Here is a 14058-nt window from a genome sequence, read left to right on the forward strand (position 1 = left end):
GAACACGCGGATGATAGGTTTCTGCGCGTGAGGAGCGCAGAACGGCACCGAGTGATCGTAGAACGACTGCGCCGGCTGGAGAGAGTCTCGGTCCAGGAACTGGTCGAGGCCACTGAGGCGTCGGACATGACGATCCGCCGCGACCTCGACTTCCTGGCGGCGCAGGGCGTGCTCAAGCGCGTCCACGGCGGCGCGGTGTCCGCGATGCCGTCGGGTGTCGAGCCGCCGTACTCGCTGCGCGCCCAGGCCGCCGTCGCCGCCAAGCGGGCGATCGCCAGAGCGGCCGCCGAACACATCCACGACGGCGAGACGATCGTCCTCGACAGCGGTACGACGGCGCTCGAGGTGGCCAAGCTCCTGCATGACCGCGCGCTCACCGTCATGCCGCTCTCGCTGCACATCGCCCAAGAGTTGGCCGACGCGCCGCGGATTCGCCTGCTGATGCCCGGGGGAGAGGCACGCAAGGGCGAGTTGGCGCTGGTCGGCCCACTGACCATCGCGTCACTGCGAGCGCTGCGCTTCGACCTGGCCGTGCTCAGTCCCTGCGCCTTCAGCCTCGACGCGGGTCTGACCGCGTTCGACCTGGGGGACGCCGAGGTGAAGCAGACGGCGCTCGAGGTCGCCGCGCGGTCGATGGTGCTGGCCGACGGCGCCAAATGGGACCGGGCCGCGCTCGCCTACGTCTGCCCGGCCGACCGCCCCGATCTGATCATCACCGACCCGACCGCCCCGGAGGACCAGCGGACCATGCTCACCCAGCGCGGAGTACTGCTCGAGGTGGCCTCTTGAGCACCACCGATCTGCCGACGCGGACCGCGCCGCCCCGGGCCGCTCGCGTGGCCACCTGGACCTACTTCGGTCTCAACGGTTTCGCCGTCGGCATGTGGGTCGTCCACATCCCCAACATCGAGCACGCCACCGGGATCACACACAGCACCCTCGGTCTGCTGCTGCTCGTCCTCGGCGGCGCTGCATTCCTCGGCATGCAGGTCGCCGGCCCGCTCGTCGACCGCCTCGGCCAGCGCCGCCTGGTCCCGGCGGCCGGCATCCTCCTCGGCATCGCCCTGCCCTGGCCGGGCCTCGCCCAGAACTGGTGGACCCTCGGCCTCGCATTGATGATGCTCGGGTTCGCCAACGGCTCGATCGACGTGGGGATGAACGCGCAGGCTGTGGTGGTCGAACGCGGCTATCCGCGGCCGATCATGGCCGCCTTCCACGCGATGTGGTCGATCGGCGGTGCTTTCGCCGCGCTCATCGGGGCCGGCACGCTGCGAGCCGGCGTACCGACCGAGGTGACGCTCGGCATCGCGGGCGCCCTGTGTGTCGTGGTCTCGCTGGCCGCCAGCCGATTCCTGATCGAGGCAACGGCCGAGGAGCACGACGACGAGCAGGAGGAACGCGCGAAGCCGCCGGCCAAGCTGGTGTGGGCGCTCGGCGGGCTCGCCTTCGGCCTGATGCTCGCGGAGGGAGTCGCGAACGACTGGGCCGCCCTGCAGTTCCGCGACGTACTCGGCACCTCGGTCAGCACGGCGGCCTACGCGTACGGCGCCTTCGCCGTCGCGATGACCGTCGGGCGCTTCCTCACCGACCGCGTGGCGGCCGTCGTCGGCCCCGCCGCGATCGTCCGCTACGGCGCCGCGATGGCCGCGATCGGGCTGACGATCGTGATCGTCGTACCGTGGGTGCCGGTCGCCCTCTTCGGCTGGGCGCTGTTCGGTCTCGGCCTGGCCGGCGGCGTGCCGCAACTGTTCACCGCCGCCGGGAATCTCGACCCGCGTGCGGCCGGCGCGCTGATGGCCCGTGTCGTCGGCCTCGGGTACGTCGGTCTGCTGGCCGGACCGGCGCTGGTCGGCGGGCTCGCGCACTGGATGCCGCTGAACCTCGCGTTCATCCTGCCGGTCGTGCTGTGCGTACTGACGTTCCTCGGCGCGCCGGTGCTCAAGTCCCGGTCTTGAGGGCCTGCTCCAGATCCGCCCACAGGTCGTCGGGGTGCTCGATCCCGGCGGCCAGCCGGATCAGGTCCGCCGGGATCGTCGGCACCTCGATGGGCCAGCGGCGGCGGCGTTCCAGCATCGACTCGACCCCGCCGAGGCTGGTCGCGTGCACCCAGAGCGCCGTACTATCGCAGACCCTCTGAGCTCCCTCGGCGTCGCCGCCCAGCTCGAACGACAGGATCGCGCCGAACCCGGACATCTGCGCGGCGGCCCTGGCGTGGCCCGGGTCGTCCGGCAGACCCGGGTACCGCACTCGGCTGACCCTCGGGTGCCGCAGCAGCCGCTCGGCGAGGAACGCCGCGTTGGACTGTGCCCGCTCGAGGCGCAGGGCGAGAGTGCGCAGACCGCGCAGCGCCAGCCAGGCCTCCATCGGGCCGGGGATCGCGCCGAGACTGCGGCGGCGCAGTTCGATCGCGTTCCACAGGTCGTCGTCGGCGGTGACGACGGCGCCCAGGACGACATCGGAGTGGCCCGCGATGAACTTCGTTGCCGAGTGCATCACGATGTCGGCGCCGAGCCGGAGCGGTTGCTGCAGCAGCGGCGTGGCGAACGTGTTGTCGACGACCACGGTCGCCCCGGCCCGCCGTCCGGCCGCCGAGATCGCCGGGAGGTCGGCGACCTCCATCGCGGGGTTGGTCGGCGACTCGATCCACAGCGTGTCCGCACCCTCGACCGCCTCGCTGACCCGTGCGGTGTCGGCGATGTCGACCCGGTCGACGGTCAGCCGGCCGGTCGCCGCCTGCTGGTCGAGCAGCGCGAGTACGCCGGAATACGCGTGCTGCGGTGCGACCACCCGGCCACCGACCGGGACGAGGTCGACGATCGCCGCGACTGCCGCCATACCCGACGCGAACGTGCACCCGCGCCCGCCCTCGAGTTCTCCGAGTGTCTCCTCCAACGCGGTCCACGCGTCGTTCCCGAACCGCCCGTAGCCACGGTCCCCGCCGGCGACGTACGTCGAACTGAAGACGGGCGAGTTGCCGACCGGTGCGTTCGGTACCCGCTCAGGCCGTCCGGCGTGGACGACGACGGTGGAGGGATCGAGGTCGGGGGTCATACCGGAATTCTCCCGGCCGGGTCGGCGCACCCCGACGGCGGGGCGCTACGGACGGCGATCTGAAGAGCTCTTAACCGAACCCCGGTCGGAACTTGAACCCGGGGCCGCTACAGTCGAGCCGGTGAGTGAGTACTCGAGGGAACAACGCAAACCCCGCGTCGCCGTGGTGTTCGGCGGCCGGTCGAGCGAGCACGCCATCTCCTGCGTGACGGCGGCCAACGTTCTGCAGGTCATCGACCGGGACAAGTACGACGTCGTCCCGATCGGTATCAGCACCAGCGGTCACTGGGTCCTGGAGAGCGGTGACCCGGAGCGGCTGTCGATCACCGACGGGAAGCTCCCGGAGGTCGACGTGACCGCCCTGCCGGTGCTGTTCGGCGCGAACCGCGAGCTCGTGGTGAGCGAACCCGACCAGGTGCCGAGCACCCTCGGCGAGGTGGACGTGGTCTTCCCGCTGCTGCACGGCCCGTGGGGTGAGGACGGCACCATCCAGGGCCTGCTGGAGATGTCCGACATCCGGTACGTCGGCTCAGGCGTGCTGGCCAGCGCGGTCGGCATGGACAAGCACTACATGAAGGTCGTCTTCCAGGCGGCCGGGCTCGAGGTCACGCCGTACGTCGTCATCCGCGACCGCGACTGGACCCGCGACCCCGCGGCCTGCCGCGCGGCGGTCGACGCGCTCGGCTACCCGGTCTTCGTGAAACCGTGCCGCGGCGGGTCGAGCCTCGGCATCAGCAAGGTCGACAGCCTGGACGAACTCGACGACGCGGTCGCCGAGGCGCGCGCCCACGACCCCAAGGTGATCGTCGAGGCGTCCGCGAAGAACCCGCGCGAGATCGAGGTCGGCGTGCTCGGCGGCCTGGACGGCGGGCCGGCCGAGGTCAGCGTCTGCGGCGAGATCGCGGTGTCCGGCGGCGGGCACGTCTTCTACGACTTCGAGACCAAGTACCTGCCCGAGGGCGAGGAGTACACCGCCCTGTCCGTGCCGGCCGACCTCCCGGAGGAGATCGCGGCCGAGATCCGCGCCAAGGCACTCACCGCCTTCGACGCGATCGAGGGCGAGGGCCTGGCCCGGGTCGACTTCTTCCTCGACGCCGACGGCCGGGTCATCATCAACGAGATCAACACCATGCCGGGCTTCACCCCGACCAGCATGTTCCCGCGTCTGTGGGCCGCCACCGGCGTCGACTATCCCGCCCTCGTCGACCGCCTCCTCACCCTGGCCCTGACCCGCCGCACCGGCCTCCGCTGATCCACCCACCTACGGCCCAGGCAGCCGGCCGACTCCACCACGAGCTTGGACTCGTCGATCTCGAGATCGTCGAGTACTCGCCCGGCTCGGTGTGTCGCGCGGAACGCGGACATCCTCAGTTGCTCAGGCCGGTGGTGCGACGGTGGCGTCGCCTCGATCTGAGTCGATGCCGCCGTCAGAGGCGCCTCGCTCGTTCGTAGAGGTACCGCTGCTGCGGCAGACTCCTGGCCCGGCCGGCCGCCTCCTCGTACGCTGCCCGCGCACCCACCACGTCACCCGACATCTCCAGCAGATGCGCCCGCACCGCCGAGAGCCGGTGGTCCGACGCGAGCCGCTCGTCGTCCTCGATCGTGGCCAGCAACTCGAGCCCTTCGTCCGCCCCGCGCGCCATCGCCACCGCGACCACGTGGTTCAACGCCACCATCGGGTTGTCGACCAGTTGCAGCAGCACCTCGTACAACGCGACGATCTGCGCCCAGTCCGTCTCCGCCGCGGACGGCGCCTCGTCGTGCACCGCCGCGATCGCCGCCTGCAGCTGATACGGCCCCACCGGCCCCCGCGGCAGCGCCGCCGTGATCAGCTCGACTCCTTCCTGGATCAACTCCGGGATCCACAGCGACCGATCCTGCTCGGCCATCGGAACCAGCTCGCCGAGCGGCCCGGTCCGAGCCGGTCGCCGCGCGTCCGTCAGCAGCATCAGTGCCAGCAACCCCGCGGCCTCGCTGTCGTCCGGCAGCAACCGGTGCAGCATCCGCGCCAGCCGGATCCCTTCTGCCGCCAACTCGACCCGCTGCAGACTCGGTCCCGCCGTACTCGCGTAGCCCTCGTTGAAGATCAGGTACACGGCCTTCAGCACCGCGCCCAGCCGCTCGTCCCGATCCGCCGGCAACCCGAACCGCGCCCCGCTCTCCTTCACCGTCGCCTTGGCCCGGCTGATCCGCCGCGTCATCGTTGCCTCCGGCACCAGGAACGCCCGGGCGATCTCGGCCGTCGTGAGACCGCCGACCGCCCGCAGCGTCAACGCGATCTGCGACGCCGGCGACAACGACGGATGGCAGCACATGAACAGCAGGATCAGCGTGTCATCGGTGTCCCCGATCGGCTCACTCGGCCCTGGATCGGTCATCGTCGCCCACTGCGCCACTCGGTCCTCGCGCCGCTGCCGGGCCTGCTCACGACGGAGCAGATCCGTCAGGCGGCGCGAGGCCACCGTGATCAACCATCCCCGCGGGTTGTCCGGGACGCCCTCCACGGGCCACTGCTGCGCCGCGGCCAGCAAGGCCTCCTGCACCGCGTCCTCCGCGGTGTCGAAGTGCCCGTACCGCCGTACCAGCGCGCCGAGCACCTGCGGCACGAGCTCGCGCAGCAGATCCTGGAGAGCGGTGGACATCATGGTCAGTCCAGGATCTCGCCGCGGCCCTCGATGATCGGCCGGACGTCGGCGTACGCGGTCGACCGGACGAACTCGGGCGCCGGGACGTCAGCGAGCCGGGCGGCGATCTCGGTCGCCCGGTCGAACGACTCGCACTCGACGATCCAGTAGCCGGCCAGCACCTCCTGGGTCTCGGCGTACGGCCCGTCCGTCACGACCGAGGCGCCGTCCTTCGACCCCAGTCGCCGGGTGTGCACCGGCGCCGCGAGCCCGCGCGTCTCGACCAGTTCGCCGGACTCGATCAGGTCGTTGGTGAACTTCTCCATGAAGGCCCCCATCGCCGCGAAGTCCTCGGCGGTCCAGGCCGGCTTGCCGGTGTCCTTGCCCGCCATCCCGTCGTAGTCCTGCTGCGACGCGTAGGTCAGGATCATGTACTTCATCGGAATCTCCCGTCGTCCCGGGCACCACCTCGGTGCCTCTCGCCTGGTACGTCGCCCCCGCCGGACAGAACCGGACACCGCCGACGAACTTTTCGATGTCGACTGGAGTATGCCGTCGTCAGGTGCAGGGAGTGATGAGTTCGTTGAACCTGTGGACAGCGTCCGACACGTCGGTCAGCGCGTTCGCCTCGGGTGCGTACTCGGCCGGCACGGCGACCTCGAAGTACACCTTGCGGCCGATCGTGGTGAAGATGACGCCGTTCTCCACCTCCTGGGCGAACCAGCCGACGCCGTTCACCTCGAAACACTGCGACTGCGCCTGAGCCATTCCGGCCGGCGCGGCGACGCCACAGGTGATCTCGATCGGCGGATCGCCGTACGCGGCGGTGAGCGGGCTGACCGGCTCGGTCTCGCGCCGCTTCTCGTCCAGCACCTTCTCCGGCAGCGCCTTCACCAGCGGCTCACAGGCCGCGGCGACCTCGGGAGCGGGAGACGGTACGGCGACGGGCACCGGGCCCGGAGTGCACCCGGCCAGCACGGTCAGGCCGAGTGCGACGAACAGGACTTTGGGCATGCGAAAGGAGGGCGGGACCCCGTGGTGATCAGATGTGGACGACGGGGCAGGTCAGGGTGCGGGTGATGCCGGGTACGTTCTGGACCTTGGCGACCACCAGTTTGCCGAGCTCGTCGACGTTGCGGGCTTCCGCCCGGACGATCACGTCGTACGGACCGGTGACGTCCTCGGCCAGGGTGACGCCCTGGACCTCGGCGATCTGTGCCGCGACGTCGGCAGCCTTGCCGACCTCGGTCTGGATCAGGATGTAGGCCTGGACCACCACGTCGTTCTCCACTCAGTCGTCCTCAGCTGGCTCCGGCCGTGACACTGCGGGGGTACTGCGAGACGGCCGGGCGTACTCTTCGTTGCCCGGTCACGGTACCGCCTAGACTCCGGTTGGCGATATGGGAGGTCTGCTGACGTGACAGAGACGTTGGGGAGCACGGGTGAGTTCGGCCTGATCGCGGCCGTCACCAAGGGGCTGTCCACCAGTGAGGACGTCTTGGTGGGTCCTGGCGACGACGCGGCCGTGGTGGCCGTGCCGGACGGCAGGATGGTGATCACGACGGACCTGCTGGTGGAGGGTCGCCATTTCCGCCGGGACTGGTCGACGGCGTACGACGTGGGCCGCAAGGCCGCCGCGCAGAACCTGGCCGACATCATGGCGATGGGCGCCCGTCCGACCTCGCTCGTGGTCGGGTTCGGAGGTCCCGCGGACCTGCCGACCGCGTGGGCGCTGGAGCTCAACCAGGGGCTGGTGGACGAGGCGGAGCTGGTCCAGGCGAACATCGTCGGCGGCGACACCGTGCAGTCGGACAAGATCGTCGTCTCGGTGACCGCGTTCGGCACGCTGGACGGTCGTCCGCCGGTGCTGCGTTCCGGAGCCCGCCCTGGTGACGAGGTCGCCTTCATCGGGCGGCTGGGGTGGGCCGAGGCCGGGTGGGCGGTGCTGGCCCGCGGGTTCCGCTCGCCGCGAGCCGTGGTCGAGGCGCACCGCCGCCCGCAGCCGCCGTACGCGGAGGGCCCGCGAGCGGCCCTGGCCGGCGCTTCGTCCCTGTGTGACGTCAGCGACGGTCTGCTGGCCGATCTCGGCCACATCGCCGTCGCGAGCCAGGTGACCATCGACGTGCACTCCACGGCGTTGACCGTGCCGGAGCCGCTGCAGGCCGTGGCTGCCGCTACCGGCGCGGATGCGCTCAAGTTCGTCCTGACCGGCGGCGAGGACCATGCGCTGGTCGGTACGTTCGAGCCGGCCGACGTACCGGACGGATGGACGGTCGTCGGCTCGGTTGCTGAGGGCAACGAGGAACGACCCGCCGGGACGGTCACCGTGGACGGCGCCTCGTACGCCGCGGAGTCCGGTCACGCCCACTTCAGGAGTTGAGATGCTGCCCAGAGTGCTGACCATCGCCGGATCCGACTCCGGCGGCGGTGCCGGGATCCAGGCGGATCTGAAGTCGATGATGGCCAACGGCGTGCACGGCATGAGCGTGCTGACCGCGATCACCGCCCAGAACAGCCTCGGCGTCCAGGGTGCGTGGGAGCTGCCGGAGGAACAGGTGCGGGCGCAGTTCCACAGCGTGGTGGACGACATCGGCGTCGACGCGGTGAAGACCGGGATGCTGGCGTCCGCGTCGATGGTCCGGGTGGTCGCGTCGCTGCTGCGGACGCTGCCGCCGTCGGTACCCGTTGTCGTGGACCCGGTGTCGGTGTCCAAGCACGGTGACGCGTTGCTGGCCGCCGACGCGATGGACGCCGTACGGTCGGAGATCGTGCCGCTGGCAACTGTCCTCACACCCAACCTCACCGAGCTCGGACCGGTCGCCGGTCTGGAGTTGCAGACGGTGGAGGACCGGGAGCTCGCGGCAAAGGTGCTGCTGGACGCCGGAGCCTCCTGGGTGCTCGTGAAGGGCGGCCACGATGCGGGTACGGCGTCGGTCGACGTACTGCACGGTCCAGGGGTACGGCGGGCCTACAGCGCCGTACGAGCCGACAACCGGCACACCCACGGCACCGGATGCACGCTGGCCAGTGCGATCGCGTCGTACCTCGCCCGGGGGTACGACGTACCTGGCGCAGTGGGGGCGGCGAAGGAGTACGTGACCGGGGCGATCTCGGCCGGGTTCGCGCTGGGTGGTGGAATCGGTCCGGTCGATCACGCGTGGCGATTTCGAGGGAGCAGCAGTTGACCAAGCAGCAGCCGCCGGTGGACGGGTACTGCGAGCAGTGCGGGTTCAACTACGACACCGGCGATCTGCAGGGCACGGTGACCACTCTGGTCCGGCAGGCCGCGGACTGCAGCATGTCACTCACCAAGGCGGCTGCCGGTCCCGATCCGGACGTCGTACGGCTGCGGCCGGAGCCGGACGTGTGGTCTGCGATCGAGTACGCCTGCCACGTCCGCGACGTACTGGAGGTCCAGCGGCAGCGGATCGCTCAGTGCCTGGCGGAGGACCGTCCGGTGTACGCGCCGATGGACCGGACCGGTCGGGTGAAGGAGCTCAAGTACGAGGACCAGGACCCGATGGAGGTCGCGGCCGCGCTGATGCGGTTCGCCCGAGAGTTCGGTGCGGCTGCCCGGGTCCTGACGCCGCCGCAGCTGGGCAAGCTGGGTCTGTACAACTATCCGGTGCGTGCGCCGCGCACGCTGGGCTGGATCATCCGTCACACCGCTCACGAGATCCAGCACCACCGGCACGACATCATCACGGTCCTGGCCCAGGTGGAGCCGCCGATCGTTCCGAAGCCGAAGGAAGACGCCGAGCAAGAGGCCGAGAAAGACGTCAGCGTCGATCAGCCCAGCTAGCGATCGACGGCTCGGTGGTGAGGTGGTCGAGGGCCAGCGCCGCAGCGCCTCGCAGCGGACCGTCGGGCTGGTGGGTGGCAGACAGCACTGGTGGGGGAGAGGACCGGTGGAAGTTCATGAGGCCGGCCAGGTAGGCCTGCTCGAACGTCGGCTCGGCAGCAGCGCGGAGTGGAATGGCCAGCCCGCCTAGCGTGACCACGTCCGGGTCGTGCGCGTTGACGAGGCCCGCGATGCCTGTGGCGAGTGCAGTGACCACTCTGGCGACCGCACGGCTTGCAACACAGTCAGTACGTCGCAGGACTGCCTCTGCATAGCCGTACGGGTCGTCCGGCGTCGGCTCCTTGAGATGCCGAGCCAGCGCACGGCCGTCGACTTCCAGGTCCCAGCAACCCCGGGCGCCGCAGGGACACTGCCGAGCCGGCTCCCCGAACGGTATGTGACCGTACTCCCCACCAGCCCCTGACGCCCCCTGCGCCGGTACGCCGTCAATGAGCAGCGTGCCGCCGATACCCACCTCGACGATGAGGTGCAGCGCCGTACCGGCACCCGCCGCAGCCCCCGTGCGAGCCTCAGCCACACCACTCAGCGTCGCGTCGTTGCCGGCAAGCAGCGGGACGTCAATCCCGGCCGTAACGGTCTCCAGGTCCAGCTCCGCCCAGCCCAGCGTCGGTGCCTGCATCAGACGGTTGTCGCGGATGGTGCCCGGCGCTGCCACGCTCACCACTCGCAGGCGTTCGCCGTACTGCGCCTTCGTCTGCTCCACGACCCTCCGGAGGTTGCCGACCACCACCTGTGGCCGACGGCTCCTGTGGCGTCCGGACTGCTGTTCCAGGAACGACCCGTCCAGGGCGACCACAGCACTCCGCCAACTGCCCTGCCGCAGGTCGAGCGCCAGCACCACCGGCCCGCCCGGGTGCGCCCGCAGTACCGTCGTGGGCCGTCCACGGCCCTGACTGGGCGCCGGGACCTCGGTGAGCAGCTGCATGTCGCGCAGCCGCGCGGTCACCTCGGTCGCCGAACTCGTACTCAGCCGCAGTTCGCGCGCCACTGCAGCCCGGGTGATGCCTGGCCGGCGGCTCACCTGGGCGAGTACGTCGGCAGCCGTCTGCCACTGCCCTCGGCGTACTGCTGTTGTCATGGCGTGGTCCTACCTTATGCTCGGAGAACGAGTTTAATGGAGGGGCGATGGAGATCCGGGACATCCGCGCCGTGCTGTTCGACATGGACGGCACGCTGGTCGACTCCGACGCCGCGGTCGAGCGCGCCTGGACGGTCTGGGCGCGCGAGTACGACGTACCGATCGCCGACGTGCTCGCCATCGCCCACGGCAGCCCGGCCGAGTCCACCGTGGATCGCATGCGCTCCGATCTGTCAGCGGAGAAGAGGGCGGCCGCCGCGGACCGCCAGCTGCAGCTCCAGTACGACGACCTGTCCGACGTGGTGGCGACGCCAGGGGCGCACGAGGTGCTGAGCGTGCTGGAGAAGCTGGGTCTGCCCTGGGCGGTCGTGACGAGCGCGGACAACCGGCTGGCGAAGGCACGCCTCGGCGCGGTCGGTATCGAGCCGCGGATCCTCGTCACGGTCGAGGACATCACCCACGGCAAGCCCGATCCTGAGGGGTATCTACGCGCTACCGAGCTGGTCGGCGTACCTCCGCGGCGGTGCCTGGTCGTAGAGGACGCCGGCGTCGGTCTGGCTGCCGGGCACGCAGCAGGAGCTGTCACGGCCGGTCTGAAGGGTCTAGCGGCTGACATCGAGCTGAACGACCTGCACCAGCTTGCTGAGCTGTTCACTGCCGCCTGGGCGGACGACGCCGGGTCTACCGACCTGACTGCCGGATGAGTGCCCAGGCGGACGCGGTCCGCATCGGTGTCGGCCTGTCGTCGATGGGCTACCTCCTGGCCGGGCTCGGGGCCTGCATCGCCCTACTCGCGCGCGACCTGGACGAGTCCACAGGCCGGCTCGCGCTGCTGTCTTCCGGATTCGCAGTCGGGCTCTTGGCTGTAGCGGTCGTAGGACCGATGCTCTTGAGGTCCTGGCCGCTCACCACCGTGCTCCGCCTGGGTTCCCTCGTGTGTGCCGTTGGCGCGGTCCTGCTGGCGCTGGCACCTGCGTACGGCGTGGCGGTCGCAGGCGGACTGTGCATTGGACTGGGTGGGGCGCTGCTCGTTCTGGTCGCACCACTCATACTGCACGGCCCCACGGCTGCTTCGCGGTTGAGCCGCGTCAACGCGGTCGCCAGTGCCACGGGCATTCTCGCGCCTCTCGCCATTGGTGCTGTGGACTCTTTCGGTCCCACGGGTCGGCTGGCGTTGCTGGCCGCCGTACCGCCGCTTGTCGCCCTCGCCGTACTGAAGGGCAAGAAGCAGCCGCCCGTTGAGGCACCGCCTGACGAACCGCATCCGGGGTCGACCGGGACCGTTGCCGCGGCTGTCGCCATGGGGTGGCTACGAGTGGTGTTGGCGGTGGGCGTCGAGTTCTGCTTCGTGGTCTGGGCGGTCGCACGCTTGGTTGCCACGGGCTTGCCGCTGGCAACGGCCGCGCTGCTGGGCAGTGCGTTCCCGATCGGCATGGCGCTCGGTCGTGCGATCGGCCCGATCCACTGGCGCACCTGGTCCCCGGTCGTCCCCGGCGGCCTGCTGGCGATCGCCGGGACTCTCCTGGTCAGCCTGCTGGACTCACCCGCCGCCGTAGCCATCGGCCTGATCGTCGCCGGCACCGGCGTAGCCCCGCTCTACCCGGTCACCCTCGCCGCCCTGGTCGCCACCCCAGGCCTCACCCCCGCCCGCCTCTCAGCCATCGGCGCCCTGGCCTCCGGCGCCGCCATCCTCGTCACCCCCGCCGCCCTAGCCGCAATCGCCCGCGTAGTCGAACTCCGCACCGCCTACCTGATCACCATCCCGCTGATCCTCGCCCTGGTCGGCCTGAGCCGATGGTCGGGTCTAGGGCCGCGCGTAGCGCCGGACCATCTTCACCAGGGTGTCCGGCGGGACGACCTTCACGTGCGGAGCGAGGCCGTCGACGACGGTCATCACGTTGTCGACGGACTTGCTCCAGGCGTGCCAAAGGACGACCGAGTAGCCGGCAGTTGACGCCGGGTTCCGCGTTGCGCTGTTGAGCTCCGCGATCACCGACGCCTCGTCGGCGCCCGGCAGACCGTCCCACAGCATGGTGCGGGCTGAGATGACGGGCTTGCCTTCGGACCAGACGACCTTGCCCTTGTGGGTGTCGTAGCGGGAGTACTCGAGGTAGATGAGGCCGTCGATCTGCGGGTGTTTGAGGTACGACGACCACAGGCGGGTGTCCTGGAACGAATCGAAGTCGATGATCTGGACCGCGGAGAGGTCCGCTCGTTCCATCGACTGCGCCAGAGAGGCGGTGTGCTTGTCGAGGGCGGCAGTGGGGTAGCGGCTCGGGTACATGTAGCCGCCGCCGGACGGGCCGACGACCCAGCGGTCTTTCACCGACTGGTCGTAGTACCAGCGCATCACCGACGGTGCGAGATCGATGAGCGAGGGGGAGATGCCCCAGCCCAGCTCCACCTGGCCGCGTCGTGGGCTGCCGAACCAGCGCTTGTCGGTCGGGAAATCGCCCAGCATCCACTGAATGTTGTCGCCGTCGGTGATGAGGAAGGTGACGTAGTGGGCATTCGGGTCCGGTGCGAGGGCCCTCCCCCCACCCCCTCCACGCTGGCTCAATCGGTCTTCGCGGATGCCGGACAGGACTGAGAGGTTGCGGGCGTGGTCGGCCGGGATCGCCTTGACGCCGGCGTCGGAGTTCGGGCCGATGAACGTGTCCTCGCCGTGCGAGGCGTCGCCCCAGCCGATCACCGTCGCGTCGTCGTCGAGCGCGTCGACCACCTCGGCGCGGAACGCCGAGTTGCCGTCGAAGAAGGCGAGCGTCCCCGCCATCGTGACGTAGTCCCGCAGTCGTTCCGGCCAGTCTCCTCTCTGCTCGATCGCGACGTCGTGCCGCAACCGTGGCCAGTAGTTGTCCATCACCCAGCGGTCGTCCTTGTCCCGCACGTCCAGGACCTTGCGCAATCCGTGCCGGATCGCGAGCGCCTCCAAGCTCTCCTCGACAGCCACGGCACCCGTCACGCCGGCGAGCGTGGTCGCCACGTTGACCGACGGTGTGCCCGTTCGGAAGAGAACATATCCGCGCACGCCCGACCGGGTGACGGTTTTCCACAGGTCACCGGGCCGCGCGTGGACGCCGTACCGGGCGACGAGGTCGTCGAGCCAGATCTGGTAGCCGAGCGAGGGAATGTTGAGGTACAGCGTCTCGCCACCACGACGTGCCAGCAGGCCTTGCAAGGTGGTGGCGAGCGTGCGTTCGGCCGGGCTCAGCGAGTCCTCGGCGAGCACGCTCAGAAGCCGCGGCCGCTGACCTTTCGGGTACGCCGAGACAGCAGCGGCACTCGAGCCCGCAAAGGTGGGAGTCGGAAGAACGAGGGAACCGAGGCCGACGCCGGCGGTCAGGCCGAGGGCGCGGCGGCGGGTGAGACGTCGTCGATCGGACATGCGGTGCCTCCAGGAGCGGCTGGTGACTGTCCTACGTTGTCATCTGCCCGGCGACGAT

The 14058-nt window shown here is 70.1% G+C and carries 14 protein-coding genes and 1 pseudogene; 8 read left to right on the top strand and 7 right to left on the bottom strand.

Translation table 11 applies throughout. The annotated features are described in order from the left end of the window. Positions 1 to 51 precede the first annotated feature (51 nt). Positions 52 to 789 (top strand): DeoR/GlpR family DNA-binding transcription regulator, encoded by a 738-nt coding sequence (locus tag ACYVOK_RS25270; protein ID WP_460665019.1) that lies wholly within the window; start codon positions 52 to 54, stop codon positions 787 to 789. After that, entirely contained in the window at positions 786 to 1955 is a 1170-nt protein-coding gene (locus ACYVOK_RS25275) for an MFS transporter (RefSeq protein ID WP_460665020.1), read from the top strand. Before ACYVOK_RS25270 ends, ACYVOK_RS25275 begins: the two co-directional genes overlap by 4 nt. On the opposite strand, the gene ACYVOK_RS25280 is transcribed toward ACYVOK_RS25275, so the two are convergent. Next, a complete protein-coding gene (locus ACYVOK_RS25280; protein WP_460665021.1) occupies positions 1939 to 3051 on the bottom strand; it encodes a trans-sulfuration enzyme family protein in 1113 nt (370 codons plus the stop codon). The genes ACYVOK_RS25275 and ACYVOK_RS25280 overlap by 17 nt on opposite strands. A 121-nt stretch (positions 3052 to 3172) precedes the next feature. Here ACYVOK_RS25280 and ACYVOK_RS25285 point away from each other — a divergent pair, with 121 nt between their 5' ends. After that, positions 3173 to 4303, top strand: coding sequence for a D-alanine--D-alanine ligase family protein (locus ACYVOK_RS25285; RefSeq protein ID WP_460665022.1), 1131 nt, complete (start codon positions 3173 to 3175; stop codon positions 4301 to 4303). 175 nt (positions 4304 to 4478) lie between these two features. Here ACYVOK_RS25285 and ACYVOK_RS25290 read toward each other — a convergent pair whose 3' ends face one another. The 4 genes from ACYVOK_RS25290 to ACYVOK_RS25305 form a co-directional block, all read right to left on the bottom strand. Then, a complete protein-coding gene (locus ACYVOK_RS25290; RefSeq protein ID WP_460665023.1) occupies positions 4479 to 5693 on the bottom strand; it encodes an RNA polymerase sigma factor in 1215 nt (404 codons plus the stop codon). A gap of 5 nt (positions 5694 to 5698) precedes the next feature. Beyond that, a complete protein-coding gene (locus ACYVOK_RS25295; protein ID WP_460665024.1) occupies positions 5699 to 6115 on the bottom strand; it encodes a YciI family protein in 417 nt (138 codons plus the stop codon). A 118-nt stretch (positions 6116 to 6233) separates the two neighbouring features. Then, positions 6234 to 6689 carry a DUF3515 domain-containing protein gene (locus ACYVOK_RS25300; protein ID WP_460665025.1) on the bottom strand — a complete coding sequence of 152 codons (456 nt, stop codon included), beginning with the start codon at positions 6687 to 6689 and terminating at the stop codon, positions 6234 to 6236. Positions 6690 to 6717: 28 nt separating this feature from the next. After that, positions 6718 to 6954, bottom strand: a complete 237-nt coding sequence (locus ACYVOK_RS25305; RefSeq protein WP_026163142.1) for an Lrp/AsnC family transcriptional regulator — start codon at positions 6952 to 6954, stop codon at positions 6718 to 6720. Between the two features lie 138 nt (positions 6955 to 7092). Here ACYVOK_RS25305 and ACYVOK_RS25310 point away from each other — a divergent pair, with 138 nt between their 5' ends. From ACYVOK_RS25310 to ACYVOK_RS25320, 3 genes are read left to right on the top strand one after another with little or no spacing between them, the layout of a single operon-like run. Then, positions 7093 to 8055, top strand: a complete 963-nt coding sequence (locus ACYVOK_RS25310; protein ID WP_460665026.1) for a thiamine-phosphate kinase — start codon at positions 7093 to 7095, stop codon at positions 8053 to 8055. Between the two features lies 1 nt (position 8056). Next, positions 8057 to 8860: a bifunctional hydroxymethylpyrimidine kinase/phosphomethylpyrimidine kinase gene (thiD, locus tag ACYVOK_RS25315; protein ID WP_460665027.1), complete on the top strand. Its 804-nt coding sequence runs from the start codon at positions 8057 to 8059 to the stop codon at positions 8858 to 8860. Next, positions 8857 to 9477, top strand: coding sequence for a DinB family protein (locus tag ACYVOK_RS25320; protein WP_460665028.1), 621 nt, complete (start codon positions 8857 to 8859; stop codon positions 9475 to 9477). The genes thiD and ACYVOK_RS25320 overlap by 4 nt, the downstream gene beginning before the upstream one ends. Here ACYVOK_RS25320 and ACYVOK_RS25325 read toward each other — a convergent pair. Continuing rightward, positions 9455 to 10615: an ROK family transcriptional regulator gene (locus tag ACYVOK_RS25325; protein ID WP_460665029.1), complete on the bottom strand. Its 1161-nt coding sequence runs from the start codon at positions 10613 to 10615 to the stop codon at positions 9455 to 9457. The genes ACYVOK_RS25320 and ACYVOK_RS25325 overlap by 23 nt on opposite strands. A gap of 47 nt (positions 10616 to 10662) precedes the next feature. On the opposite strand from ACYVOK_RS25325, the gene ACYVOK_RS25330 reads away from it, so the two are divergent. Further along, positions 10663 to 11319, top strand: coding sequence for an HAD-IA family hydrolase (locus ACYVOK_RS25330; RefSeq protein ID WP_460665030.1), 657 nt, complete (start codon positions 10663 to 10665; stop codon positions 11317 to 11319). Further along, a complete protein-coding gene (locus tag ACYVOK_RS25335; RefSeq protein ID WP_460665031.1) occupies positions 11316 to 12569 on the top strand; it encodes an MFS transporter in 1254 nt (417 codons plus the stop codon). The genes ACYVOK_RS25330 and ACYVOK_RS25335 overlap by 4 nt, the downstream gene beginning before the upstream one ends. Here the strand turns inward: ACYVOK_RS25335 and ACYVOK_RS25340 are convergent. Continuing rightward, a pseudogene (locus tag ACYVOK_RS25340) lies at positions 12498 to 14000 on the bottom strand (GxGYxYP domain-containing protein); the annotation flags it as partial. The gene ACYVOK_RS25335 and the pseudogene ACYVOK_RS25340 overlap by 72 nt on opposite strands. Positions 14001 to 14058 lie beyond the last annotated feature (58 nt).

The sequence above is a fragment of the Kribbella swartbergensis genome (genome assembly GCF_054784135.1).

What these genes read in the sequence shown, in the direction of transcription:
- ACYVOK_RS25280 (WP_460665021.1), bottom strand. Translation starts at nt 3,051, where the DNA reads ATGACCCCCGACCTCGATCCCTCCACCGTCGTCGTCCACGCCGGACGG.
- ACYVOK_RS25290 (WP_460665023.1), bottom strand. Translation starts at nt 5,693, where the DNA reads ATGTCCACCGCTCTCCAGGATCTGCTGCGCGAGCTCGTGCCGCAGGTG.
- ACYVOK_RS25295 (WP_460665024.1), bottom strand. Translation starts at nt 6,115, where the DNA reads ATGAAGTACATGATCCTGACCTACGCGTCGCAGCAGGACTACGACGGG.
- ACYVOK_RS25300 (WP_460665025.1), bottom strand. Translation starts at nt 6,689, where the DNA reads ATGCCCAAAGTCCTGTTCGTCGCACTCGGCCTGACCGTGCTGGCCGGG.
- thiD (WP_460665027.1), top strand. Translation starts at nt 8,057, where the DNA reads ATGCTGCCCAGAGTGCTGACCATCGCCGGATCCGACTCCGGCGGCGGT.
- ACYVOK_RS25325 (WP_460665029.1), bottom strand. Translation starts at nt 10,615, where the DNA reads ATGACAACAGCAGTACGCCGAGGGCAGTGGCAGACGGCTGCCGACGTA.
- ACYVOK_RS25330 (WP_460665030.1), top strand. Translation starts at nt 10,663, where the DNA reads ATGGAGATCCGGGACATCCGCGCCGTGCTGTTCGACATGGACGGCACG.
- ACYVOK_RS25335 (WP_460665031.1), top strand. Translation starts at nt 11,316, where the DNA reads ATGAGTGCCCAGGCGGACGCGGTCCGCATCGGTGTCGGCCTGTCGTCG.